The sequence below is a fragment of the Nocardioides psychrotolerans genome (assembly GCF_900113685.1).
GTDB classification, from domain to species: Bacteria; Actinomycetota; Actinomycetes; order Propionibacteriales; family Nocardioidaceae; genus Nocardioides; species Nocardioides psychrotolerans.
In genome coordinates this window covers 162,796-185,455 of sequence record NZ_FOQG01000007.1, presented here as the reverse complement: position 1 = coordinate 185,455, position 22,660 = coordinate 162,796, and the positions used below count along the sequence as shown (strand labels likewise).

At 71.0% G+C, this 22,660-nt stretch carries 29 protein-coding genes; 15 read left to right on the top strand and 14 right to left on the bottom strand.

Annotated elements, in window-relative coordinates; all coding sequences use genetic code 11:
* Positions 1–88 precede the first annotated feature (88 nt).
* From BM204_RS23440 to BM204_RS10840, 4 genes are read left to right on the top strand one after another with little or no spacing between them, the layout of a single operon-like run.
* The gene (locus BM204_RS23440) at positions 89–1,228 is read left to right on the top strand and encodes a resuscitation-promoting factor (protein ID WP_281290189.1); all 1,140 of its coding nucleotides are present in this window, start codon (positions 89–91) and stop codon (positions 1,226–1,228) included.
* A 17-nt stretch (positions 1,229–1,245) separates the two neighbouring features.
* Positions 1,246–2,106, top strand: a complete 861-nt coding sequence (gene rsmA, locus BM204_RS10850; protein ID WP_174812995.1) for a 16S rRNA (adenine(1518)-N(6)/adenine(1519)-N(6))-dimethyltransferase RsmA — start codon at positions 1,246–1,248, stop codon at positions 2,104–2,106.
* Positions 2,103–3,050, top strand: a complete 948-nt coding sequence (locus BM204_RS10845) for a 4-(cytidine 5'-diphospho)-2-C-methyl-D-erythritol kinase (RefSeq protein ID WP_246166121.1) — start codon at positions 2,103–2,105, stop codon at positions 3,048–3,050. Before rsmA ends, BM204_RS10845 begins: the two co-directional genes overlap by 4 nt.
* Positions 3,043–4,833 carry an ABC-F family ATP-binding cassette domain-containing protein gene (locus BM204_RS10840; protein ID WP_091113020.1) on the top strand — a complete coding sequence of 597 codons (1,791 nt, stop codon included), beginning with the start codon at positions 3,043–3,045 and terminating at the stop codon, positions 4,831–4,833. Before BM204_RS10845 ends, BM204_RS10840 begins: the two co-directional genes overlap by 8 nt.
* 4 nt (positions 4,834–4,837) lie before the next feature.
* Here BM204_RS10840 and BM204_RS10835 read toward each other — a convergent pair whose 3' ends face one another.
* Complete coding sequence (locus tag BM204_RS10835) at positions 4,838–5,323, bottom strand: MarR family winged helix-turn-helix transcriptional regulator (protein ID WP_091113017.1); 486 nt, start codon at positions 5,321–5,323, stop codon at positions 4,838–4,840.
* 94 nt (positions 5,324–5,417) lie between these two features.
* On the opposite strand from BM204_RS10835, the gene BM204_RS10830 reads away from it, so the two are divergent.
* The 3 genes from BM204_RS10830 to BM204_RS10820 all read left to right on the top strand — a co-directional run bounded on the left by BM204_RS10830 (position 5,418) and on the right by BM204_RS10820 (position 6,974).
* Positions 5,418–6,191 (top strand): methyltransferase domain-containing protein, encoded by a 774-nt coding sequence (locus BM204_RS10830; protein WP_091113200.1) that lies wholly within the window; start codon positions 5,418–5,420, stop codon positions 6,189–6,191.
* Positions 6,188–6,577: a VOC family protein gene (locus BM204_RS10825; RefSeq protein WP_091113016.1), complete on the top strand. Its 390-nt coding sequence runs from the start codon at positions 6,188–6,190 to the stop codon at positions 6,575–6,577. The genes BM204_RS10830 and BM204_RS10825 overlap by 4 nt, the downstream gene beginning before the upstream one ends.
* Before the next feature lie 133 nt (positions 6,578–6,710).
* Positions 6,711–6,974, top strand: a complete 264-nt coding sequence (locus BM204_RS10820) for a metal-sensitive transcriptional regulator (protein ID WP_246166123.1) — start codon at positions 6,711–6,713, stop codon at positions 6,972–6,974.
* A gap of 9 nt (positions 6,975–6,983) precedes the next feature.
* On the opposite strand, the gene BM204_RS10815 is transcribed toward BM204_RS10820, so the two are convergent.
* Both BM204_RS10815 and BM204_RS10810 read right to left on the bottom strand, forming a co-directional pair.
* Positions 6,984–8,042, bottom strand: a complete 1,059-nt coding sequence (locus tag BM204_RS10815) for a phosphotransferase family protein (RefSeq protein WP_091113011.1) — start codon at positions 8,040–8,042, stop codon at positions 6,984–6,986.
* Positions 8,039–9,127 (bottom strand): TIGR03857 family LLM class F420-dependent oxidoreductase, encoded by a 1,089-nt coding sequence (locus tag BM204_RS10810; protein ID WP_091113009.1) that lies wholly within the window; start codon positions 9,125–9,127, stop codon positions 8,039–8,041. The genes BM204_RS10815 and BM204_RS10810 overlap by 4 nt, the downstream gene beginning before the upstream one ends.
* An 84-nt stretch (positions 9,128–9,211) precedes the next feature.
* On the opposite strand from BM204_RS10810, the gene BM204_RS10805 reads away from it, so the two are divergent.
* Positions 9,212–9,688, top strand: a complete 477-nt coding sequence (locus tag BM204_RS10805; RefSeq protein ID WP_091113006.1) for a hotdog fold domain-containing protein — start codon at positions 9,212–9,214, stop codon at positions 9,686–9,688.
* On the opposite strand, the gene BM204_RS10800 is transcribed toward BM204_RS10805, so the two are convergent.
* The 6 genes from BM204_RS10800 to BM204_RS10775 form a co-directional block, all read right to left on the bottom strand.
* Entirely contained in the window at positions 9,685–10,557 is an 873-nt protein-coding gene (locus BM204_RS10800; RefSeq protein WP_091113005.1) for an amino acid ABC transporter permease, read from the bottom strand. The two genes, BM204_RS10805 and BM204_RS10800, sit on opposite strands and share 4 nt — an antisense overlap.
* Entirely contained in the window at positions 10,554–11,240 is a 687-nt protein-coding gene (locus BM204_RS10795) for an amino acid ABC transporter permease (protein ID WP_218031166.1), read from the bottom strand. Before BM204_RS10795 ends, BM204_RS10800 begins: the two co-directional genes overlap by 4 nt.
* 86 nt (positions 11,241–11,326) lie before the next feature.
* The gene (locus tag BM204_RS10790) at positions 11,327–12,217 is read right to left on the bottom strand and encodes a glutamate ABC transporter substrate-binding protein (RefSeq protein ID WP_091113000.1); all 891 of its coding nucleotides are present in this window, start codon (positions 12,215–12,217) and stop codon (positions 11,327–11,329) included.
* Positions 12,218–12,227: 10 nt separating this feature from the next.
* A complete protein-coding gene (locus tag BM204_RS10785; RefSeq protein WP_246166162.1) occupies positions 12,228–12,998 on the bottom strand; it encodes an amino acid ABC transporter ATP-binding protein in 771 nt (256 codons plus the stop codon).
* Positions 12,999–13,101: 103 nt separating this feature from the next.
* The gene (locus BM204_RS10780) at positions 13,102–14,001 is read right to left on the bottom strand and encodes a dihydropteroate synthase (protein WP_091112995.1); all 900 of its coding nucleotides are present in this window, start codon (positions 13,999–14,001) and stop codon (positions 13,102–13,104) included.
* Positions 13,995–14,804, bottom strand: a complete 810-nt coding sequence (locus tag BM204_RS10775) for a dihydrofolate reductase family protein (RefSeq protein ID WP_170259103.1) — start codon at positions 14,802–14,804, stop codon at positions 13,995–13,997. Before BM204_RS10775 ends, BM204_RS10780 begins: the two co-directional genes overlap by 7 nt.
* A 73-nt stretch (positions 14,805–14,877) precedes the next feature.
* Here BM204_RS10775 and miaB point away from each other — a divergent pair, with 73 nt between their 5' ends.
* The gene (gene miaB / locus BM204_RS10770; RefSeq protein ID WP_091112991.1) at positions 14,878–16,371 is read left to right on the top strand and encodes a tRNA (N6-isopentenyl adenosine(37)-C2)-methylthiotransferase MiaB; all 1,494 of its coding nucleotides are present in this window, start codon (positions 14,878–14,880) and stop codon (positions 16,369–16,371) included.
* A 187-nt stretch (positions 16,372–16,558) separates the two neighbouring features.
* Here miaB and BM204_RS10765 read toward each other — a convergent pair whose 3' ends face one another.
* The 5 genes from BM204_RS10765 to BM204_RS10750 are packed head-to-tail and all read right to left on the bottom strand — an operon-like array spanning position 16,559 to position 18,027.
* Positions 16,559–16,852, bottom strand: a complete 294-nt coding sequence (locus tag BM204_RS10765) for a hypothetical protein (RefSeq protein ID WP_091112989.1) — start codon at positions 16,850–16,852, stop codon at positions 16,559–16,561.
* Positions 16,849–17,154, bottom strand: coding sequence for a hypothetical protein (locus BM204_RS10760; protein WP_091112987.1), 306 nt, complete (start codon positions 17,152–17,154; stop codon positions 16,849–16,851). The genes BM204_RS10765 and BM204_RS10760 overlap by 4 nt, the downstream gene beginning before the upstream one ends.
* A gap of 8 nt (positions 17,155–17,162) precedes the next feature.
* Positions 17,163–17,654 carry an NUDIX hydrolase gene (locus BM204_RS10755; RefSeq protein WP_091112985.1) on the bottom strand — a complete coding sequence of 164 codons (492 nt, stop codon included), beginning with the start codon at positions 17,652–17,654 and terminating at the stop codon, positions 17,163–17,165.
* Entirely contained in the window at positions 17,651–17,827 is a 177-nt protein-coding gene (locus BM204_RS22655; RefSeq protein ID WP_170259104.1) for a hypothetical protein, read from the bottom strand. Before BM204_RS22655 ends, BM204_RS10755 begins: the two co-directional genes overlap by 4 nt.
* On the bottom strand, positions 17,824–18,027 hold the full coding sequence (locus BM204_RS10750; RefSeq protein WP_091112983.1) for an Rv0909 family putative TA system antitoxin: 204 nt from the start codon (positions 18,025–18,027) through the stop codon (positions 17,824–17,826). Before BM204_RS10750 ends, BM204_RS22655 begins: the two co-directional genes overlap by 4 nt.
* 45 nt (positions 18,028–18,072) lie before the next feature.
* On the opposite strand from BM204_RS10750, the gene miaA reads away from it, so the two are divergent.
* The 6 genes from miaA to BM204_RS10720 are packed head-to-tail and all read left to right on the top strand — an operon-like array spanning position 18,073 to position 22,644.
* Entirely contained in the window at positions 18,073–18,993 is a 921-nt protein-coding gene (gene miaA / locus BM204_RS10745) for a tRNA (adenosine(37)-N6)-dimethylallyltransferase MiaA (RefSeq protein ID WP_091112980.1), read from the top strand.
* Positions 18,994–18,997: 4 nt separating this feature from the next.
* The gene (locus BM204_RS10740) at positions 18,998–19,549 is read left to right on the top strand and encodes a dihydrofolate reductase family protein (RefSeq protein WP_091112978.1); all 552 of its coding nucleotides are present in this window, start codon (positions 18,998–19,000) and stop codon (positions 19,547–19,549) included.
* A 10-nt stretch (positions 19,550–19,559) separates the two neighbouring features.
* Entirely contained in the window at positions 19,560–20,372 is an 813-nt protein-coding gene (locus BM204_RS10735) for an SDR family NAD(P)-dependent oxidoreductase (RefSeq protein ID WP_091112975.1), read from the top strand.
* A 21-nt stretch (positions 20,373–20,393) separates the two neighbouring features.
* Positions 20,394–21,029: an MSMEG_1061 family FMN-dependent PPOX-type flavoprotein gene (locus BM204_RS10730; RefSeq protein ID WP_091113198.1), complete on the top strand. Its 636-nt coding sequence runs from the start codon at positions 20,394–20,396 to the stop codon at positions 21,027–21,029.
* Positions 21,026–21,847, top strand: a complete 822-nt coding sequence (gene dapF / locus BM204_RS10725; protein WP_091112974.1) for a diaminopimelate epimerase — start codon at positions 21,026–21,028, stop codon at positions 21,845–21,847. Before BM204_RS10730 ends, dapF begins: the two co-directional genes overlap by 4 nt.
* A 20-nt stretch (positions 21,848–21,867) precedes the next feature.
* Positions 21,868–22,644, top strand: coding sequence for an SDR family oxidoreductase (locus BM204_RS10720; RefSeq protein ID WP_091112971.1), 777 nt, complete (start codon positions 21,868–21,870; stop codon positions 22,642–22,644).
* Positions 22,645–22,660: the final 16 nt, after the last annotated feature.

Below are 22,660 nucleotides of genomic sequence, written 5' to 3'. Positions count from 1 at the left end.
CTCCGTGCACCCGTCGCGCACCCCGCGACAGCTTCACCGCGCGGCACGCTGGCACCCGAGGACCGGGTAGGACGACGTTCGGAGAATCGTGCCCAGCAATGAGCACTCGAAGCTAGCAAGACTGGTCCGCAGCAAGCGGGCCCTGGCCGCCCTCGTGGGCGTGGCCGCCATCGCCGTCGCCGGCACCACCTACGGCTACGCAGCGATGGGGACCACCGTGACCATGTCGGTCGACGGCCGCACGCAGGAGGTCACTTCCACGGCGGACACCGTCGGTGAGCTCCTCGCGGAGGAGGGCATCGAGGTCGGCGAGCGCGACGTCGTCGCCCCCGACCTCGACGAGGTCGTCACCGACGGCTCGAAGATCACCATCAAGTACGCCCGACCGGTCGACCTGAGCGTCGACGGTGTCGAGACGACGCACTGGGTGACCGCGACCGACGTCGCCTCCGCGCTCGGTCAGATCGGCCTCACGCTCCGTGACGCCGACCTGTCCACGAGCCGTGGCGCACCGATCAGTCGGGACGGCCTCGAGCTCGAGGTCGTCACCCCCAAGAACCTCACCTTCAAGCTCGGGCCGGAGAAGTCCGTCAAGAAGACGGTGGTCGCGCTGACCGTCGAGGAGGCGCTGGCCGAGATGGGCGTCGTCCTGCACCGCACCGACGAGACCGTGCCGGGTCCGGCGTCGGTCGTCGAGGACGGTGACCGGATCGTCTTCACCAACGTCCGCGTGGTCCGCAAGACCATCCAGGGCGAGCGGATCGGCTTCGGCACGGTCGAGCGCGAGGACGACTCCATGACCGAGGGCGAGACAAGCGTCGTGCGCAGCGGCCGCGACGGTCTGCGCAACGTCACCTACCGCCTGGTCTTCCGCAACGGCGAGCTGACCGTGCGCAAGGTCGTGCGCCAGGAGGTCCTCAGGGCACCCGTCGACGAGGTCGTCGAGATCGGCACCGCGCCGGTCGTGGAGGCCTACGCCACCGGCACCACCGTCTGGGACTCCCTCGCTGGCTGCGAGTCCGGCGGCAACTGGGCCATCAACACCGGCAACGGCTACTACGGCGGCCTGCAGTTCAACCTCGGCACGTGGCAGGCCTACGGCGGGACGGGACTCCCGAGCGAGAACAGCCGCGAGACCCAGATCGCCGTGGCGACGCGCCTGCGTGACGCCACCGGGGGCTACGGATCATGGCCGGGCTGTGCCGCCTCGTTGGGTCTGCCGACCTGAGCACTAACCTCTCCTGCATGACCTCCTCCGCCGCCCCGAGACTCCTCGGGGCGGCGGACGTGCGTCAGCTGGCGGCCAGGCTCGACCTGCGACCGACCAAGCAGCGCGGACAGAACTTCGTGATCGACGCCAACACCTGCCGCCGTATCGTGCGTGAGTCGGCGATCACCGGTGACGACGTCGTCGTCGAGGTCGGCCCCGGGCTGGGGTCGCTGACCCTGGCCCTCCTCGAGGTCGCCCAGCGCGTCATCGCCATCGAGATCGACGACAAGCTCGCCGGTCTGCTGCCCGAGACGGTGGCGTCCCACGCCCCCGAGCAGGCGGACCGCTTCGAGGTCGTGCTCGGTGACGCCATGCGCATCACCGTGCTGCCCGGACCCGCACCGACGGCCCTGGTGGCCAACCTGCCCTACAACGTCTCGGTCCCGGTCCTGCTCCACCTGCTGATGCTGCTGCCCTCGCTGGAGCGCGGCCTGGTGATGGTGCAGGCCGAGGTCGCCGACCGGCTCGCCGCCTCGCCCGGCTCCAAGGTCTACGGCGTCCCGTCCGTCAAGGCCGCCTGGTACGCCGACGTACGTCGCGCGGGTGCCGTCGGACGCAACGTCTTCTGGCCGGCGCCCAACGTCGACTCGGGGCTGGTCGCCTGGACCCGGCGCGAGCGGCCGGTCACCGCGGCCACCCGCGAGCAGGTCTTCGCCGTCGTCGACCTGGCCTTCGCACACCGGCGCAAGGTCCTGCGCGGTGCCCTGCGCGACCTGGCCGGATCGGCCGAGGCTGCCGCTGCCGCGCTGGAACACGCGGGCATCGACCCCCTGGCCCGGGGCGAGAGCCTCACCATCGAGCAGTTCGCCCGGATCGCGGAGGTCCTGCACGCGTGAGCATCCCCGTCCGGACCTCGGTCAACATCACCGTCCGATCTGCAGCGAAGATCAACCTCCACCTCGGGGTGGGGGCCCCACGTGACGACGGCTTCCACCCCCTGACGACCGTCTACCAGGCCGTCGGCCTGTGCGATGACCTCACCGCGACCCTGCCGGGCGAGCAGGACGCCCCCTGGGACCTGCGGCTGAGGGTCGCCGACTACATCGACCCGGGCGCCGTCCCCGTCGACGACGACAACATCGTCGCCAGGGCAGCCACGCTCCTGGCGGCCCACCACGGCGTTCCCGTGCGCGGGCACATCGACGTCGACAAGGCCATCCCGGTCGCCGGGGGACTTGCCGGTGGTTCGGCCGACGCGGCCGCGGCGCTGGTGGCGCTCGACCGGCTCTGGGACGCGCGCACCTCGGACGACGACCTCCTGACCCTGGCCGCCGAGCTCGGGAGCGACGTGCCGTTCGCGCTCATCGGCGGCACTGCCCTCGGGACCGGACGCGGCGAGCTCGTCACACCGCTGCCCGACGGCGGCACCTGGTGGTGGGTGCTCGTGCCCAGCCGTGACGGGCTCGCGACGCCGGACGTCTACCGGCACTTCGACAAGCTCTTCCCCGATGCCCCGGCCGTGCCGCCCCCGGCCGACGAGCTGCTCGACGCCGTCGCATCGGGTGACCCGGTGCGCCTGGCGCGGTTGCTGCGCAACGACCTCCAGGAGCCTGCCCTCGACCTGCGTCCCGACCTCGGGGTGCTGCTCGAGCGGGGAGAGTCCGAGGGCGCCCTGCGCGGGATCATCAGTGGCTCGGGACCGACGTGCGCTTTCCTGTGCGAGTCCTCCGACCATGCACGCGACCTGGCCGGGGCGCTGATGCGCCACGGGCGCACCGTCGTCCTGGTCGCCAACGGTGCCGTCGCCGGCGCCCACCTCGTGGAGAACCTTCATGGCTAACCTGCTCAACCTCGAACGCGTCTCCAAGTCCTACGGGGTCCGTCCGCTGCTCACCGACGTGTCCCTCGGGATCGCCGTCGGCGAGCGGATCGGCATCGTCGGCCGCAACGGCGACGGCAAGACCACGCTGCTCGAGGTCATGACCGGGTTGGAGGAGCCGGACTCCGGTCGGGTCTCGATGACCCGTGGCCTGCACGTCGGCTACCTGCACCAGGGTGACGAGCTGGTCGACACCCACAGCGTCCGCGAGGCCGTGCTGGGCGGCATGGACGACCACGAGTGGGCTGCGGACTACCGCACGCGTGAGGTCGTGGAGGTGCTGCTCGCCGGTGTCTCCCTCGACCGTCCCGTGGTCGGGCTCTCCGGTGGTGAGCGCCGTCGCTGCTCGCTGGCCGCGCTGCTGCTCGGCGACCACGACCTGATCGTGCTCGACGAGCCGACCAACCACCTCGACGTCGAGGCGGTCGCCTGGCTGGCCGACCACCTGGTGAAGCGGGCCTCCGCGATGGTGGTCGTGACCCACGACCGGTGGTTCCTCGACGAGGTCTGCCAGTGGACCTGGGAGGTCCACGACGGTGTGGTGGACGCCTACGAGGGCGGGTACGCCGCGTTCGTGCTCGCCAAGGCCGAGCGCACCCGCCAGGCCTCGGCCTCCGAGGCCCGGCGGCAGAACCTCGCCACGAAGGAGCTCGCCTGGCTGCGCCGCGGCGCACCCGCCCGGACCGCCAAGCCGAAGTTCCGCATCGAGGCGGCCAACGCCCTGATCGAGGACGTCCCTCCGCCCCGCGACCGCCTGGAGCTGCAGAAATTCGCCACCCAGCGGCTCGGCAAGCAGGTGATCGACGTCGAGGACGTGGATCTCAAGCGCGGCGAACGCTCCCTGCTCACCCACGCCACCTGGCGGCTCGGCCCGGGCGACCGGGTCGGCCTGGTCGGCGTGAACGGCGCCGGCAAGACCTCGGTGCTCTCCCTGCTCGCGGGTGACCTCGAGCCCTCAGCGGGCACGGTGAAGCACGGTCGGACGATCGCGATGAGGCACCTGACCCAGCAGCTCGACGACCTCGATCCCGACGGTCGGGTGCTGCCGATGGTCGAGTCGTTCCGCCGGGTCGTGAAGACCGACAGCGGCGAGATCAGCGCCACCTCGATGCTGGAGCGCTTCGGCTTCACCGGCGACAAGCTGACCGCTCGGATCGGCGAGCTCTCGGGTGGGGAGCGCCGCCGCTTCCAGCTGCTGATGCTGCTGCTCGAGGAGCCCAACGTGCTGCTGCTCGACGAGCCCACCAACGACCTCGACATCGACACTCTCAACGTCCTCGAGGACTTCCTCGACAGCTGGCCGGGCACGCTGATCGTGGTCTCCCACGACCGCTACTTCCTCGAGCGGGTCACCGACTCCGTGTGGGCGCTCCTCGGCGACGGGCAGATCTCCATGCTGCCGCGCGGCGTGGACGAATACCTCGAGCGTCGTACGGCGTCCCTCGCGGCCGCCTCAGCTGCCGCTGCTGTGCCGGCTGCACCTGCTGCCGCTCCGGCGGCTGACGAGGGCTCACGGCCCAAGAGCGGGAGCGCCGAGGAGCGCACGGCGCGCAAGACGATGGCGCGCCTGGACAAGCAGCTGGCCCGCCTCACCAAGCGGGAGACGGAGCTGACCCAGCAGATCGCCGAGCACGCCCACGACTACGACTTGCTGGCCGGGCTGAGCGCGGAGCTGACCACCGTCAGCGCCGAGCGTGACGCGGTCGAGGTCGAGTGGCTCCAAGCGGCCGAGGTGCTGAGCTGAGGCCTCACGCGTAGGGGGCCAGCAGCGTGCGCAGCAGCGCGGCCAGCTTCTTCTGCTCGCGCGCGGGCAGGTCGGCGAGCAGCGCCTGCTCGGCGACCAGCAGCGCCTCGAACGCCGCGTCGACGGCGGTCTTGCCCTCGCGGGTGAGTCGGACGATGACCCCGCGGCGGTCCTCGGGGTCGGGGTAGCGCTCGACGAAGCCGCGGGCTGCCAACCGGTCGACGCGGTTGGTCATGGTGCCGCTGGTCACGAGGGTCTCGCGCAGCAGCCGTCCCGGCGAGAGCTCGTAGGGCGCGCCGGCGCGGCGCAGAGCGGCCAGCACGTCGAACTCCCAGGACTCGATGCCGTGGGCGGTGAAGGCCGCGCGGCGGGCCAGGTCGAGGTGGCGGGCGAGGCGGGTGATCCGGCTGAAGACGGCCACGGGCTCGAGGTCCAGGTCGGCACGCTCGCGCGCCCACGCCTCCACCAGCTCATCCACCTCGTCCCGCATGACAGCAGCGTAGCGGACTTGATCGAGAATCTTGACATCGAGAGATTTCGATGGTGAAGTTATCTTGATGTCAAGACAATTCGGGAGAGTGACCATGCCGCACAGCTGGGATCCGCAGCGCTACCTCACCTACGCCGACGAGCGTGGCCGGCCGTTCGTCGACCTCCTCTCGCGCGTCGCCGCCGCAGCCCCCGCGGTGGTCGTCGACCTCGGCTGCGGGCCGGGCAACCTGACGCGTCTGCTGGTCGAGCGCTGGCCGCGGGCCGTCGTCAGCGGCCTGGACTCCAGCCCCGAGATGATCGCAGCGGCGCGGTCGACCGAGCCGCGGGCAGCCTTCGAGGTCGCGGACCTGCGCGAGTGGACTCCGGAGCCCGGCAGCGTCGACGTCCTGGTCTCCAACGCCACGCTCCAGTGGGTCCCCGGGCACCTGGAGCTGCTGCCGACGCTGCTGCGCGCCGTGCGCCCCGGCGGCTGGCTCGCCTTCCAGGTCCCCGCCAACTTCGACCAGCCCAGCCACACGCTGCGGGCCGAGCTCGCCGACCTGCCGCCGTACGACGAGCACACGCGCGGCATCGCCTCTCCCGCGAGCCACGACGCGGCCGTCTACCTCGGGGCGCTCAGCGTGCTCGGCTGTGACGTCGATGCGTGGGAGACGACCTATCTCCATGTCCTCACCGGCGACGACCCGGTCTTCACCTGGGTCTCCGGCACCGGGGCGCGACCGACCCTCGAGGCGCTGCCCCCCGACCTGCGCACCGACTTCGAGCGGGACTTCAAGCAGCGGCTCCGCGCGGCCTACCCGACGCGAGCCGGCCGGGTCGTGCTGCCCTTCCGACGCGTCTTCGTGGTCGCGCAGGCGCCGGCATGAGGCTCCATCACGTCCAGGTCGCCTGCCCGCCGGGGGGCGAGGAGGTGGCCCGGACGTTCTACGGCGAGGTCCTGGAGATGACCGAGGTCGACAAGCCCGACGACCTGCGCGCCCGTGGCGGCGCGTGGTTCCGCGCCCACGACGAGCACGGAGCCGTCACCGCGGAGATCCACGTCGGTGTCGAAGACCCCTTCGTCCCCGCCGGCAAGGCGCACCCGGCGTTGGTGCTCGACAGCCCGGCGCACTTCCGGGCGGTCGCCTCGCGCCTCACGCTGGCTGGATTCGAGCTCGACCTGAGCCAGCGCGACACCTTCCCGGGCCACGACCGGCTGCACACCCGCGACGGCCACGGGAACCGAATCGAGATTTTGGGGCCGCGTGTCTAGACCTGCATAACCAGCGCCTGACCTGCTCGGTTGTCCACCCTGGCGCACCCGTCCGGTGTGCCAGGGGGTCCGCATGGGGACCTCCGCAGCCCTCATCCGGGTCCGCGGAGGCCGCACGTCGAGCAGGAGTGCAGTGGAGACTCAGTCGGCCGAGCTCGTCGCCGTCGTCAACCGGATCAAGCGCGCTCAAGGACAGCTGGGCGGGGTGCTGCGCATGATCGACGAAGCGCGTGACGTCGACGCGGTCCTCCACCAGCTCAAGGCGGTGTCCAACGCGCTCGACCGGGCCGGCTTCGCGATGATCGCCTCCGAGTGGCGCCGCGCGAGCGAGCTCGGCGAGCAGCTGCCGGCCGAGCGCATGGACCAGCTGGAGAAGCTCTTCTTGTCGTTGGCGTGACTGCGTGCGTCAGACCAGGTCGAGCGTCCCCAGCTCCCTGATCGCGGCGCAGGAGCGCGCCACCATCGTCGCGAACATCCGGTCGCCCCGCTCGCTGCGGGTGCCGTAGGCGCAGCCGAACGTTGCGACCAGCGGCCCCTGGACCATCGCGAAGCGGTAGTCGTCCCAGCACTCCTCGAGGCTGTGCCCGCTCACGCCGTACGACGTGAGGGCGGCGTGGTAGGCCGCCACCAGGTCGCGCTCGCTCGAGGCCCGCACCGCGGGGTCGAGCGAGGTGCCGACGAAGTAGGCCAGGTCGCGGGCCGGCAGCCCGAGCGACAGGGTCTGCCAGTCGACCGCCACGACGGCGGGGACGTCGCGTGCCCCCGGGGAAACCTCCGCGGGCGCGAACATCAGGTTGTCGAGCCGGTAGTCGCCGTGCACCAGCGCGAACCGCTCCGGCCGGGCCAGGGTCCAGGCCTCGATGACCGGCACGCACGCGCGCAGCGTCTCGACGTCCTCGGCCGCGAGCAGGTCGGCGAGCCCGTCGATGAACAGCTCGGTCGTGGGGCCGGCGAGCTCGGCCAGCATCGCGGCGTCCTCGGGCCCGCTCAGGGCCAGGTGGTCGAAGTCCTCCAGCGTCGGGTCGCTCCAGCGGGGGCCGTGCAGCCCGGCGAGGTTGACCACGGCTTCGCGCGCCTGGTCGACGGTGCAGCCGGCGATCTGGTCGCCCTGCTCGGCCGGGGCGAGATCCTCCATGACGAGGGTGAAGTCGCCGGAGTCGGGCGCGATCGCGGCGAAGTGGCACGTCGGGACCCGCACCCGGACGGTCGGGGCGATGTCGGCGTAGAAGATCAGCTCGCCGCGGTAGGCGCCGGCGAGCAGGTCGCGCGAGCCCTGTTCGGCGGCGGGCAGCTTCACCAGCACGGAGGTGGGGACACCCTGGCCCGTCAGGCGCAGGCGGTAGCAGGTGCCGATCTGTCCGGTCCCGACCTGCTCGGCGACCACCTCGGTCACCTCTGCTCCGAGGGCTTCGGAGACCCAGGCGGCGGTGAGGCCCGAGACGTCGGTGACGATCGGCGCGCTCATCGCACGTGTCCCGGGTTGACCGGCAGGTTCGGCAGGTCCGGTCGGACGGTGCGGTAGGCCTCCAGGACCGGAGCCAGCTCGGTCGGCGTCGCGCCGTGCAGCACCACGCTGTCGGCTCCCGCGTTCAGCTGGTCGACGATCCGCTGCGCGCAGTCGGCCGCGGACCCGGTGGCCGAAGCTGCGGTCCAGGCGCCGGGCAGCACCTCGTCGCGGAGGTAGGTGAGCTGCTCGGTCGTGCCCACGGCGTCGAACGCGCCGGCGTACCCCTGCACGAGCGGGTCCTCCTTGAAGCGCTTCAGGTCGGCGAGGTCCCAGCCGTTGGCCCGCACCAGCACCTCGCCGTAGCCCTGCAGGTAGGTCGCGAGCCGCCCGACCAGCTTGCGCAGGGCGAGCTCCTCGGGGACGGACTCCTCGACGACGGCGAGCACCGCCCAGATCCGTACGGCGGCAGGGTCACGGCCGGCAGCGGCCGCGGCGTCGCGGATGGTGCGGACCGAGCGCGCGAGGGTCTCGTCGCTGAGGAAGGTGTGGAGGACGACGCCGTCGGCGACCTGCCCGGCGAGCTCGAGTGACTTCTCGCCGATCGCCATCATCAGCACCGGGATGTCCTCGTCGAAGCTGCTGTCCTGGCTGAGGAACGGATAGCTACCGGCGGGGCCGTCGTGCCCGAACGCCTCGCCGTGCCAGAGGCGTCGGTAGATCCCGATCGCGTCCTCCATCTGCGCTCCGGTGATCCGGGGGACGCCCATCACGTCGAAGAGCAGGCTGAAGCCTCGGCCCAGCCCGAGCGCGTAGCGACCGCCGCTCATCCGGTGCAGCGTCGTGGCCATGGTGGCGGTGACCAGCGGGTGGCGGGTGTTGTGGTTGGTGGCGGCGGTCGCGATCCCGATCGAGGTCGACACCGCCACGGCAGCGCCCGCGAGGACGGCCGCGTCCTTGACGTTGAAGCGCTCGGAGAGGAAGACCGACCCGAGGCCGAGCCGCTCGGCGAGTCGCACCTCGTCGAGCAGGTCGGCGGGGCTGGCGCTGTGCCCGGCCAGGCCGTAGCACGCGAGCTCGGGGAACTCCTGGGTGATGGTCGTCACGTGGGCGGACGCTAGCAGGGGATTTGACGCGTGTCAGCAAGCGTCCTGACCGGATCGAAGTTACTGACTGGTAACGTGCTGGCCATGAGTCAGGTCCTCACCCTGTGGCAGAAGTCCACCACCCTGCCCGTCGTCGGCCCGTTGGTCGGCAAGCGCGTGTTCTCCTTCGCGTTCAGCCAGATGGCGCCCTACTTCGCCACCATCCGGCCGCGCTTCGTCGAGATCCGCCCCGACTACGCCGAGCTGGTCATCCCCAAGCGCCGCGGCGTCCACAACCACCTCAAGACGGTCCACGCGATTGCGCTGTGCAACGGCCTCGAGGCCGCGATGGGGGCGCTGGCCGAGGCCACGATCCCGGCGGACAAGCGCTGGATCCCCAAGGGCATGGACATCGCCTACACCGCGAAAGCCACCAGCGACATCACGTGCACCGCCGAGACCGACCCCGAGCAGTGGACCTCCGGCGACCCCGACCTGCCGGTCCGGGTCAAGGGCGTCCGAGACGACGGCACGGTCGTCATCGAGGGAGTCATCAAGCTCTGGGTGACCCCGAGGTCCTAGACCAGGCCGCCGGCGCCGCCGGTGTTCTCCCCGCCCTGCATGTTGCCGACACGAGTGAGGTCGAGGGGGCTCTTCTCGCCGACCAGCCGGTGCTGGATGTAGGTCGCCAGCAGTGTCAGCAGGAAGTTGACTGCGATGTACATCGCCGCGATGACGAAGACGGTCGGCACCTGGTTCTGGAAGTTGGTGTAGATCCTGGTGCCCACGACTGTCAGGCCGGGAGCAGCGATCGCGTAGCCGAGGCTGGTGTCCTTGAGGGCGACCACGCACTGGCTGATGATGGCGGGCAGCATGATCTTGACGGCCTGCGGCAGGAGCACGATCTGCATGACCTGGGTCTTGCGCATGCCGATCGCGTAGGCCGCCTCGGCCTGACCCCTCGGCACGGCGAGCACGCCGGCGCGGAAGATCTCGGCGAGCACGGAGCCGTTGTAGAGGGTGAGCGCGATGACGACGCTCCAGTAGGCGCCGCTGTCACCACGGCTGATGCCGTAAGAGTAGAAGACGAAGATCATCAGCAGGAGCACGGGCACGGCCCGGAAGAACTCCACCACGGCCCAGGCCGGCCAGCGCACCCAGCCGTGCTCCGAGAGCTTGCCCACGCCCAGGACGACACCGAGACCAACGGCCCCCAGGACGGACGTGAAGGCCATCTGGAGCGTCGTGAGCAGCCCCTCGAGGAGGGCGGTGAGGTAGCGGGGCGTGATGAACGGCTCCCACTTGTCGTAGGCGAACTGCTCCTCGCTGTAGAGCTTCCAGATCACGAAGGCGAGCAGTGCGAGCAGTCCGAGCGCAGCGACCGCCGTGTAGATCCGGTGGCGTGCGACGGTCTTGGGGCCGGGGGCGTCGAACAGGACGGCAGAGCTCATGAGGCGACCCTCCAGCGGCGCTCGAGACGGTTGGCGGCGAAGGAGACGATCTCGACCAGGATCACGAAGAGCAGCGCGAAGGTCAGGAAGATCTCGATGCGGTCGCCGGCGTTCTTGTTGGTCAGGGTGCGCATGCGGGCGAAGGCCTCGAAGACGCCCAGGGCTCCGGCGACGGTGGTGTTCTTCAGCAGGGCGATCTGGACACTGGCCAGCGGTGGCACCGATGCGCGGAAGGCCTGCGGCAGGATCACCTCACGCATGACGCCGGAGAACGGCAGGCCGATCGCCCGCGCGGCCTCGGCCTGGCCCAGGGGCACGGCGTTGACGCCGGAGCGCAAAGCCTCGCACACGAAGGTCGAGGTGTAGACGGTCAGACCGATGACGCACGCGGTGAACAGGTTGTTGAGCCGCACGTCACCGATGGTGATGTCGACGAAGTTGAACTTCAGGCCGATCTTGGGCCCGGCGATCCGGAAGAAGATCAACACGATGATCAGCGGGGTGTTGCGGACCACGGAGACGTAGAGGGCCGCCGCCTTGCTCAGGACCGCGATGGGGCCGACACGTGCGGCCGCGAGCAGCGTGCCGAAGACGAGGGACAGCACTCCCGCGATCACGAAGAGCAGGACGGTGTAGGCAAACGCCAGACCCACGTCGTCCAGGTTGTCCAGGACCGTTTCCACCAGGGACCTCTCAGTCGGGTTCGTCAGGAGCGAGCGGAGGGCGGCCGGTGGAGACCGGCCGCCCTCGCGTCGTCAGGTGCGGCGGATCAGGCGGCGCAGGCGTCGAGCGCCGGGGGCTCCGGCGTCTCGACGCCGTCTCCCCCGAGGGTCGCCTCGAACGCCTCGGCCCACGAACCGTCGTCGTAGGCGTCCTGCAGGACGCCGTTGATGAACTCGCACATCTCGGGGGACTCCAGGCTGTAGCCGACGCCGATGCGCTCCTCGGAGAACTCCTCGCCGACGACCTTGAGCTCGCCCTCGTTCTGAGCCGCGAGGCCCAGCAGGATCGAGCCGTCGGTCGACATCGCCTCGACGGTGCCGTTGAGGACGTCCTCTGCGCACTGCGAGTAGGCCTCCGCCGGGGCGCCGACAGCGCCGGCGGCCTCGACGTTCTCGAGCGAGGTCGAGCCGGTCACGGAGCAGACCGTCTCGCCCTCGAGGTCCTCGATGCCGGTGATGTCGCTGTCGGCCGCGACGAGGACCTGCTGACCGGTGAGGAAGTAGGGGCCGGTCTGGCCGACGATCTGGCGGCGCTCGTCGGTGATCGAGTACGACGCGAGGACGAGGTCGACGCGCCCCTCCTCGAGGTAGGGCTCGCGGTTGTCGGAGATGGTCTCCTCCCACGTCACCGAGTCGGACTCGGGGTCGATGCCGAGCGCGGCCACGAGGAGCTTGGCGATCTCGACGTCGAAGCCGGTGGGGATGTCGGACGACGCGTCCTGGAAGCCCAGCCCGGGCTGGTCGTACTTCACGCCGACGGTGATCGCGCCGGCCTCGGCGATCTCGGCCATCGCGGAGCCGGACTCGAAGTCCTCGGCGGTGACGTCTGCTGCCTCGACGTCGACACCCCCGGTGTCGCTGCCGGCGTCACCGCAGGCGGCCAGGCTGAGGCTCAGCCCGAGAGCGGCCACGGCAGCCTTGATCCTCATGTGTCGCATCCATGTCTCCTTAGTGCTTGAGGATCTTGCCGAGGAAGTCCTTGGCCCGATCACTCTGGGGGTTGGTGAAGAACTGCTCGGGGGTGTTCTCCTCGACGACCTGACCGTCGGCCATGAAGAGCACCCGGTCGGCGGCGGTGCGGGCGAAGCCCATCTCGTGGGTCACGACGACCATGGTCATCCCGCGCTCGGCGAGGTCGACCATGACGTCGAGGACCTCCTTGATCATCTCGGGGTCCAGCGCGGAGGTCGGCTCGTCGAAGAGCATCACCTTGGGGTCCATCGCCAGCGCGCGGGCGATCGCGACCCGCTGCTGCTGGCCGCCGGAGAGCTGGGCGGGATATTTGTCGGCCTGGTGGCCGATGCCGACCCGGTCGAGGAGCTCCTTGCCGCGGGTCTCAGCCTCGGCCCTGGACTTCTTGCGGACCTTGATGGGGCCTAGCGTGACGTTCTCCAGGATCGACTTGTGCGCGAAGAGGTTGAAGCTCTGGAACACCATGCCGACCTCGGCGCGCAGGTGGGCCAGCGCCTTGCCCTCCTGGGGCAGCGGCTGGCCGTCGAGGGTGATGGAACCCTCGTCGATGGTCTCCAGGCGGTTGATCGCCCTGCACAGCGTCGACTTGCCCGAGCCCGACGGGCCGATGACGACGACGACCTCGCCGCGCTTGATCGTGAGGTTGATGTCCTGGAGGACGTGGAGCTTGCCGAACCACTTGTTGACGCCCTCGAGCACGACGAGGGGCTCACCGGTCTCCGCTGGGCGTGACTCGCCCTCCACCATGGTCATGGCCGGTGACACTAGCCGTAGATAGTCCGAATGGGCTATGTCGCGACTGGGGTGATGCCGAGCCGTGACCTCCCGGGTCGTCGTACGCCGGTCTGCCTCAGCGCACCTGGAGGAACTGCAGCGCGTCCAGGACGGCACGCACCTGTGGGACCTCGTGGGTGCGGAAGACGCCGGTGCCGCCGAGCTTGGCGAGCACCGCGAACATCGGCTCCGCCTCGCGGAACTGCTCCTGGAACAGGTCGAACGCGTGGGGCAGCGCATGGCAGACCGGGAGCCCCAGCGAGCGCAGCCGGAAGGTCTGGAGGATCACCCGGGTCTGGAAGTCGACGCGCACGGACGGCACGGTCAGGTTGGCGTAGAAGAAGCCGAGGCCGGGGTCGAGGATGATCCGCTCGAGGCCCTGCGAGCGGGCCTGGGCGACGCGGTCGGTGAAGTGGGCGACGAGGCCGGGGAAGGGGTCGGCCTCGCTCTCGACGTCGGCGACGTCGCGCACGTTGGAGCCCAGCACCGAGCAGAGGATCACCGTGGCGTCGTAGGCGACCGCGAGATCGAAGAACTCCTCCTGGTGCGCGGCGCCGGTGAAGTTGAGGACCTGGGCGCCGGCCTGGAGGCAGGCCTCAGCGACGTCGGGGTGGTAAGTCTCGGCCGAGACGACGACGCCGCTGTCGGCCAGCGCCTTGATCACCGGCACCAGGGTGTCGATCTGGCCCTGGCGCTCGACGCGGGTGGCGGTGGCGTTGGTCGACTCCGCGCCGATGTCGACCAGGTCGGCACCCTGCGCGGCGAAGATCCGCCCGCGCCGGATAGCCGACTCGGTCGTCGTCGCGATCGAGTCGCGGTAGGTCGAGTCGCGCGACAGGTTCAGCGCGGCCATCACAACGGGGGTGGAGTCGCTGTCGATCACCTTCTCGCCCAGGACGACCGGCGCGACGGGGAGGTCGAGGGTGTCGCGGTGTGCCTCGGCCAGCTCGGCCAGGGCTGCGAGGCTGATCACCATGGCTCCCCGTCCTCGTCCGGGGCTGCGACGTCGTGGGTGTGGTCGCGGGTGTAGCGGGCGAAGAGGAAGGAGTCGTGCAGCAGCAGCCCGGCCAGCGAGAAGCCGGGAACCGCGTCGAGGCCCCCGGGCGAGGACTCGATGACGGTCGTGGGCATCAGCGGGGCGACCGTCAGGTCGACCTCGTCGATGACGTCATCGGCCGCGAAGGCCGTGAGGAGACCCGGTCCGCCCTCGCAGACCAGGCGTCGGAGGCCACGTTCGTGGAGCGCGGCGACCAGGTCGGCGGCCTTGAGGTCCTCGCCGGGCAGGACGAGGAGCTCCGCGTGCTTGCGGGCCTCCTCCATCGCCTCGTCGGGCGCCGCCTCGGTGGTCGCGACGATGGGGGTGTGGAAGGACTGGCCGAACATGTCCTCCGACCACGGCAGGTCGAGGCTGCCGCTGACGATCACCATCACCGGCGCCTCGCTCAGCCCGAGGGCCCGGCGCTCCTCGGCGGCCTCGGGGTCGGCCTTCAGCGGGCCGTAGGGCTCCTGGCGGACCGTCGTCGCGCCGACGACGATGGCGTCGGCGAGCCGGCGCACCTCACCCAGGACCTCGCGGTCGATGTCCGAGGAGATCGAGCGGCTGCGGCCGTCCGGGCCGGCGACGCCGCCATCGAGCGCGCGAAGCATGGTGACGCGTGTCCACGGGCCCTCGGCCGGCCACGGATAGGCCTGCGCCAGGTCGATGTCGCCGCCCCCCTCACCGGCCTCGTTCTCGCTCGAGAGACGGGCCAGGTCGTGACCGGTGAGGAGCAGGCGCATGCTCGGCAGCCTAGCCAGCGCACGGTGACCGGATGCTGGCCCGCAGCGGCGGTCGCCGTACGCTGACCGAGTCATGACTGCCCTGCCCGAGACCCCCGCTGAGAGTCCCGCACGCACCTACGAGGTCAAGACCTACGGGTGCCAGATGAACGTCCACGACTCCGAGCGGCTCACCGGGCTGCTCGAGACCGCGGGCTACGTGCCGGCGCCGTCCGACGTGCAGGCCGACGTGGTGGTGTTCAACACCTGCGCGGTCCGGGAGAACGCCGACAACAAGCTCTACGGCAACCTCTCGCACCTGGCGCCCATCAAGGCCGCCAACCCCGACATGCAGATCGCCGTCGGAGGCTGCCTGGCGCAGAAGGACCGCGCGACGATCACGGCCAAGGCGCCCTACGTCGACGTCGTCTTCGGCACCCACAACATCGGCTCGCTGCCCGTGCTGCTCGAGCGCGCGCGGGTGCAGCAGGAGGCCCAGGTCGAGATCCTGGAGTCGCTCGACGTCTTCCCCTCGACGCTGCCGACCAAGCGCGACTCGGCCTACGCGGCCTGGGTGTCGATCTCGGTCGGCTGCAACAACACCTGCACGTTCTGCATCGTTCCCGCGCTGCGCGGCAAGGAGAAGGATCGCCGACCCGGCGAGATCCTCGCCGAGATCGAGGCGCTGGTCGCCGACGGCGTCTCCGAGATCACCCTGCTGGGGCAGAACGTCAACGCCTACGGCGTGGAGTTCGGCGACCGCCAGGCGTTCTCCCGGCTGCTGCGCTCGTGCGGCTCGATCGAAGGGCTGGAGCGCGTGCGCTTCACCTCGCCGCACCCCGCCGAGTTCACCGACGACGTCATCGAGGCGATGGCCGAGACGCCCAACGTGATGCCGTCGCTGCACATGCCGCTGCAGTCCGGCTCCGACAAGGTGCTCAAGGACATGCGTCGGTCCTACCGGTCGACGAAATACCTCGGCATCATCGAGCGGGTGCGCGCCGCGATGCCCGACGCCGCGATCACCACCGACATCATCGTGGGCTTCCCCGGCGAGACCGAGGAGGACTTCCAGGCGACGCTCGACGTCGTGCGCGAGGCCCGCTTCGCGGGGGCCTTCACCTTCCAGTACTCCAAGCGCCCCGGCACGCCGGCCGCCACGCTCGAGGACCAGGTGTCACCCGCCGTGGTCAAGGACCGCTACGAGCGCCTGGTCGCGCTGGTCAACGAGATCGCATGGTCGGAGAGCCAGAAGCTCGTCGGTCGCCAGGTCGAGCTGATGGTCTCCGAGGGCGAGGGCCGCAAGGACGCCGCCACCCTGCGGCTCTCCGGCCGTGGCCCCGACAACCGCCTCGTGCACTTCGCGGCGCCCGCGGAGCCGGTGCGGCCGGGCGACCACGTCACCGTCGAGATCACCTACGCCGCGCCCCACCACCTGGTCGCCGACAGTGTCGCCGTCGTGCGCCGCACGCGCTCCGGTGACGCGTGGGAGGCCCGCCAGGGCGCCCCCGCCGGTTCCGGCGTCACCCTCGGCATGCCGTCGGTCGGCGTCCCCGCGCCTCTGCCCGAAGCGACTGCCTGTCGCTGAGGGCTGGTCGTGGCTGGCGGCCGCCGGTCGGGTCGTGTGCCGCAGAGCGCGGTCCAGTGCTGCGTCAGGCACATGACCGTGCTGGGACGGCGAGGCGCCGATCGCCGGGCCCCAGTCGTGTGTCGGAGCCAGCGCCACACGACTCACCGGCGACCAGGCAGCCGTTCAGCATGCCGTCAGCCGAGGCTCACTCGGAGCGCGGGTCCGACCTGCTGTAGCCGCTGACGGGCGGGATCGGCGGATCGGGGTTGATGTCCGCTGCGGTGCCGGCGGCAGACTGCTCGGGTGCGACCTCGGCGTCGGGGTCGGCGTCGGGGTCGGCCACGACCGGGCTGGTGTCGCGGACGCCGGTGGTGCCGTGCTGGCCGGGGCCGGTGGGGCCCTCGCGCTCGCTGCTCACGCCCATGTCGCCGGTGGTGTCCTGGTCGGACTCGGTGATGTCGTGGTCGTCATCAGCGATGATGGGGCGCTCGTCGCTCATGCCGGGTTCTCCCGGTCGGCGTCGTCGGCAGCACCGGTGTTCTCCTCGTCGGGCGACTCGGTCGCCTCGGTCGCCTCGGTGGAGGTGTCCTCGCCCTCCTTGACCTCGTCGGGCAGTGCGTCCTCGACAGCCGGGTTGTCCTCGGGTTCCGCGTCGCGGCCCAGCGGCTGGCCGTCCGCGGCCTCGCCGTCGACGCCGTCGCTGTTGGGCGTCGCGTCGACGCCGCCGGGGTTGGGCTCGCCGGGCTCGATCTGCGCGTCGGGCTTGGGGCCGAGATCGGACTCGTTCTCGTGCTCGGACATGCGTGCTCCTAGAAGCCGAAGGGGGTGTAGGAAGTGGTGGTACCCGTCCGCAGCGCGTCCAACACGAAGCGCTCGTGCGGCACGACGGGCTCGGGCAGGGCGTCGAGAGCGCACCAGCGCAGCTCGGCGCACTTCTCCGGCTCCACGATGCGCGGCTCGCCGGTCCACGAGCGGGCGGTGAAGAAGAAGTCGACGCGCTCGTCGATCGGGTCGGCGTGCATCGTGCGGTGCATCGACGTCACGAACTCCAGGGCCAGGCCGGCGACCCCGATCTCCTCGAGCGCCTCGCGCCTGGCCGCGTCGAGGGCCGTCTCGCCGCGCTCGACGTGACCGGCCGCGGCGGCAGCCCAGTGGCCGTCCATGTAGTCGGTGCCCTGGCGCAGCTGCAGCAGCACCTCCGGCCCGGCGACGCCGTCGCGCAGCAGGTAGACGTAGGAGGCCGGGACGACCACGAAGCGGCCGTGGGGCGCCCTCGCCTCGGCGGGCTCGAGCACCGTCACTGGGACGGCTGGTCCCCGGAGGTCTGTGCATTCTCTTCCTGGGCGTTCTCGGCCTGCTTGCCGGACGGGTCGGTCGCGTCGTTGTCGCTGGGCAGCTCGCTGGAGTGCTCACCCGGGGGCTTCTCGAACGGCTCACCGGTGAGGTCGTCGTCGGTGGCGGGCAGCTCGCTCACGTCAGGTCGTCGTTCTTCTTGTCGAGCTTGTCCAGACCGTCCTTGGCCTTGGTGGTGGCCTTGGCGATCTTGGCGGTGTGCTTGCCGCCGGTCTTCTTGTCGGCGGCCGCGGCGGCCTTGTCGATGCCAGAGGCGATCTTGTCGCCGTGCTGGTCAACGGCCTTGGTCAGCTTCTTCTTCGCGTCGTCCAGGAAGCCCATGGCTCCTCCGTCAGGTCGGGGATCGGTGCTTGCCACACTAGCCACATGTCCACACCGCCGATCGTCGCGCTCGTCGGCGCCACGGCGTCCGGCAAGACGGGGTTGTCGCTCGATCTCGCGGAGGCCCTGGGCGGCGAGATCGTCAACACCGACGCGATGCAGGTCTATGCCGGCATGGACGTCGGTACGGCGAAGGTGCCGCTCACCGAGCGCCGTGGCATCACCCACCACCTGCTCGACCTGCTCACCGTCCGTGAGCCCCTCACCGTCGCCCGCTTCCAGGAGCAGGCGCGTGACCTGACGGCCGAGCTGCGGGGCAGCGGGACCACGCCGGTGCTCGTCGGCGGCAGCGCCCTCTACACCCGCGCGATCCTCGACCGCTTCGAGTTCCCCGCCACGGATCCTGAGGTCCGGGCCCGCTGGGAGGCCGAGCTAGCGGAGGTCGGCTCGTTCGCCCTGCACGCCCGCCTCGCGCAGATCGACCCCGCCGCGGCCGCCAAGATCGAGCGCGAGAACGGCCGCCGGGTCGTGCGCGCCCTCGAGGTCATCGAGATCACCGGGGCGCCCTACGCGTCATCGCTGCCCGAGCTCACCTATGCCGACCCCCGCACTCTCCAGCTGGGCCTGGAGATCGACCGCCCGAGCCTCGACCGGCGTATCGAGCAGCGGGTGTCCGCGATGTTCGAGTCCGGCTTCGTCGCCGAGGTCGAGCGCCTCCTCTCCGAGGGCCTGGCCGTCGGGGTCACGGCGTCGCGGGCGATCGGCTACCGCGAGGTGCGCGCTCACCTCGCCGGCGACCTGAGCCTCGACGTGGCCCGCCAGCGCACGGTCATCGCGACCCGGCAGTTCTCCCGGCGCCAGGACGCGTGGTTCAAGAAGGACCCGCGGATCGTCTGGGTGCGCTTCGACGCCCCCGACCGGGCGCAACGGGCGCTGGACGCCGTCGCGGCGCTCAGCACACCATGACGACATGACCCGCACCGTCTACTACACCGCCACGACCCTCGACGGCTTCATCGCCGACGAGCACGACTCGCTCGACTGGCTCTTCACCCAGGACGTCGACGCCGACGGGCCGATGGGCTACACCGCCTTCATCACCGGCATCGGTGCGCTCGTGATGGGTGCCACGACCTACCAGTGGATCGCCGACCACCAGGCGGAGACAGGCGAGGCCTGGGCCTATGACGTGCCGACCTGGGTGCTCACCCACCGCACGTTCGAGCCGATCGGCGAGCAGATCGCCTTCACCGACGCCCCGATCGCCGACGTCCACGCGGCGATGGTCGCCGCCGCAGGCGACCGGGACGTCTGGGTCGTGGGCGGGGGAGACCTGGCCGGGCAGCTCGCCGACGTCGGCCTGCTCGACGAGGTGGTCGTCTCGATCGCGCCGGTCACGCTCGGCGCGGGGCGTCCGCTCTTCCCGCGCCGCTACGACCTGCGACTCACCGAGCTCGCGCAGAACGGTGCGTTCGCCTGCGCCCGCTATGACGTGGTCGGCGCGCGGGACGCGCAGCCCTAGGCTCAGCCGCATGAGCCTTCCGAAGCCCGCACCGGACCGCACCGCCGTCGTCACCGGTGCCTCGTCGGGGATCGGCGCCGAGATCGCCCGCGAGCTGGCCAGGCGCGGCCACCAGGTGACCCTGGTGGCCCGCACGGTCAGCAAGCTCCAGGACCTGGCGGCCGAGATCACCGCGGCGGGCGGACGGGCGGACGTGATCGGCGCCGACCTGTCCGACCGGGCCGCTCGGGCGCAGCTCCTCGACCGGCTGACCGACCTCGCGCTGGTCCCCGACATCCTGGTCAACAACGCCGGTCTGTCCACGCTCGGCCCGGTGAGCAAGGCAGATCCCGCGGCCGAGATGAACATGATCGAGGTCGACGTCGTCGCGGTCGCCGACCTGTGCACCCGCTTCCTGCCCGGCATGGTCGACCGGGGCAGGGGCGCCGTGCTCAACGTCGCGTCGACGGCTGCCTTCCAGCCACTGCCGGGCCAGGCGGGCTACGGCGCCGGCAAGGCCTTCGTCCTCTCCTACACGCAGTCGCTGGCCGGTGAGCTGCGGGGCACCGGCGTCACCGCGACCACGCTCTGCCCCGGCCCGGTCGACACGGGGTTCGGCGCGGCCGCGGGCTTCTCGAAGGAGGACGCCGAGGAGGCCTTGCCGGCGATCATGTGGGTCGGTGCCGCCGACGTTGCGAAGGCCGCTGTCGACGGGATGGCCAAGGGCCGCCTGGTCGTGATCCCCGGCACCGCCAACCGGCTCGCCGCGGCGGTCTCCCAGGTGACACCGCGCAGCCTGCTGCTGCCGGTCCTGGCCCGGAGCCATCCCGGCCTGCGCGACTAGCCCGCGAGTAGCGTGAGCATCGTGAGCAGCGCCGCCTGGACCGAGATCGCCACCGTCGACGAGCTCGTCGATCTGCTCGGCGAGCCCAACGCCCGCGCCGCGGGCAAGGGGCGCGCCGCGCTGCTCGACGTCGACCGCGACTGGCTCGCCGCGTCGCCCTACTGCGTCATGGCCACGGCCTCCGGCACCGGTGCCTGCGACGCCTCGCCGAAGGGTGACCCGGCTGGTCGGCTGGTCCACGTCATCGACGAGGTGACGATCGCGCTGGCGGAGCGGCCGGGCAACCGGCGAGCCGACGGCTACCGCAACATCCTGGCCAACCCGCACGTCGGGCTGCACTTCCTGATCCCTGGCCGCGGCGACACCCTGCGGGTCAACGGGCGGGCGCGGCTGGTCAGCGATGCGCCGTTCTTCGACGAGATGGTGGTCAAGGGCCATCGCCCGCTGCTCGCGGTGGTCGTCGACATCGAGGAGATCTACTTCCACTGCTCGAAGGCCTTCCTGCGCTCGCAGCTGTGGCAGCCCGAGACCTGGGACCCCACCGGGAGCGTCCCGCGGCGCGCCGTCATCGCCCACGACGTCGAGCCGAGCGGGATGAGTCTCGAGCAGCTCGACGCCTACTACGGACCCTCCTACGCGGAAGGCCTCTACCGATGAACTACCCCTTCCTCAAGGGCCACGGCACCGAGAACGACTTCGTGCTCCTGCCCGACCACGACGGCAGCCTGCACGGCGACCTGTCGATCGAGCGGGTGCGCGCGCTCTGCGACCGGCGCGCCGGCATCGGCGGCGACGGGGTGCTGCGCGTCATCCGCACTGCCGCGCTCGAGGCCGGGCGGGGGCAGGACGCCGAGTGGTTCATGGACTACCGCAACCACGACGGCTCGCTCTCGGAGATGTGCGGCAACGGCATCCGGGTCTTCGCGCGGCACCTCGTCGAGGAAGGCCTGGCTGACCCCTCCCAGCCGATCCCGGTCGGCACCCGCGACGGGGTCAAGGTGCTCACCCTGGGCGCCGACGGGCTCGTCACCGCCGACCTGGGGACGCCGAAGGTCCTGGGCGACACCGAGGTGTCCGTGCCGGGCCACACCTGGCGCGCGCGGCACATCGACCTGGGCAACCCGCACGCCGTCGCGTTCGTCGACGCGCTCGAGCACGCCGGTCCGCTGCTCGAGGCACCGGCCCACGACGTGGGGGTCTACTCCGCGGGCGTCAACGTCGAGTTCGTCGTACGACGAGGGCCTCAGCACGTCGCGATGCGGGTGCACGAGCGGGGCTCGGGGGAGACCCGTTCCTGCGGCACGGGTGCCTGCGCGGTGATGGTCGCGGCGGCGCTGGCCGACGACGCACCGCGTGGCACGGCCTACACCGTCGACCTGCCGGGCGGCACGCTCTCGATCACCTGGACGACCGACGACCGGGTGCTGATGACGGGCCCGGCTCTCATCGTGGCCCGCGGCACCACGGCCCTCTGAGCGCCACTAAAGTCCGCTGCATGGAACTCACCGGATCTTCTGCCATCGTCACCGGCGCGGCCTCGGGCATCGGCGCGGCCGCTGCTCGCGCGCTCGCCGCCAAGGGCGCCACCGTCGTGGTCGCCGACCTCCAGGCCGACAAGGGCGAGGCCCTGGCCGAGGAGATCAAGGGCGTCTTCGTCCAGGTCGACGTGACCAACACCGAGCAGATCGCCGACGCGGTCAAGGTCGCCTCCGACATCGCGCCGCTGCGCGCCGTCGTCAACTCCGCCGGCATCGGCTGGGCCCAGCGCACGATCGGCCGAGACGGCCTGGTCGAGTCGGCCCACTCGCTCGAGGCCTTCACCAAGGTCGTCCAGATCAACCTGATCGGCACCTTCGACATGGTCCGCCAGGCCGCGACGGCGATGAGCCAGAACGAGCCCGACGAGGACGGGTGTCGCGGCGCCATCGTCAACCTCGCCTCGGTCGCCGCCTTCGACGGCCAGATCGGCCAGGCCTCCTACTCCGCCTCCAAGGGCGGGGTCGTCGGGATGACCCTCCCGGTCGCACGCGACCTGTCGGCCGCCGGCATCCGTCTCAACACCGTGGCGCCCGGCCTGATCGACACCCCGATCTACGGCGAGGGCCCCGACTCGGAGGCCTTCAAGGCCAACCTCGGCCAGAACGTGCTCTTCCCCAAGCGGCTCGGCACGCCCGAGGAGCTCGCGAGCATGGTCGTGGAGTGCCTCACCAACGCCTACATGAACGGCGAGGTCGTCCGCGTCGACGGCGGCATCCGGATGCCCCCCAAGTAGGACCCCGCACGTAGGA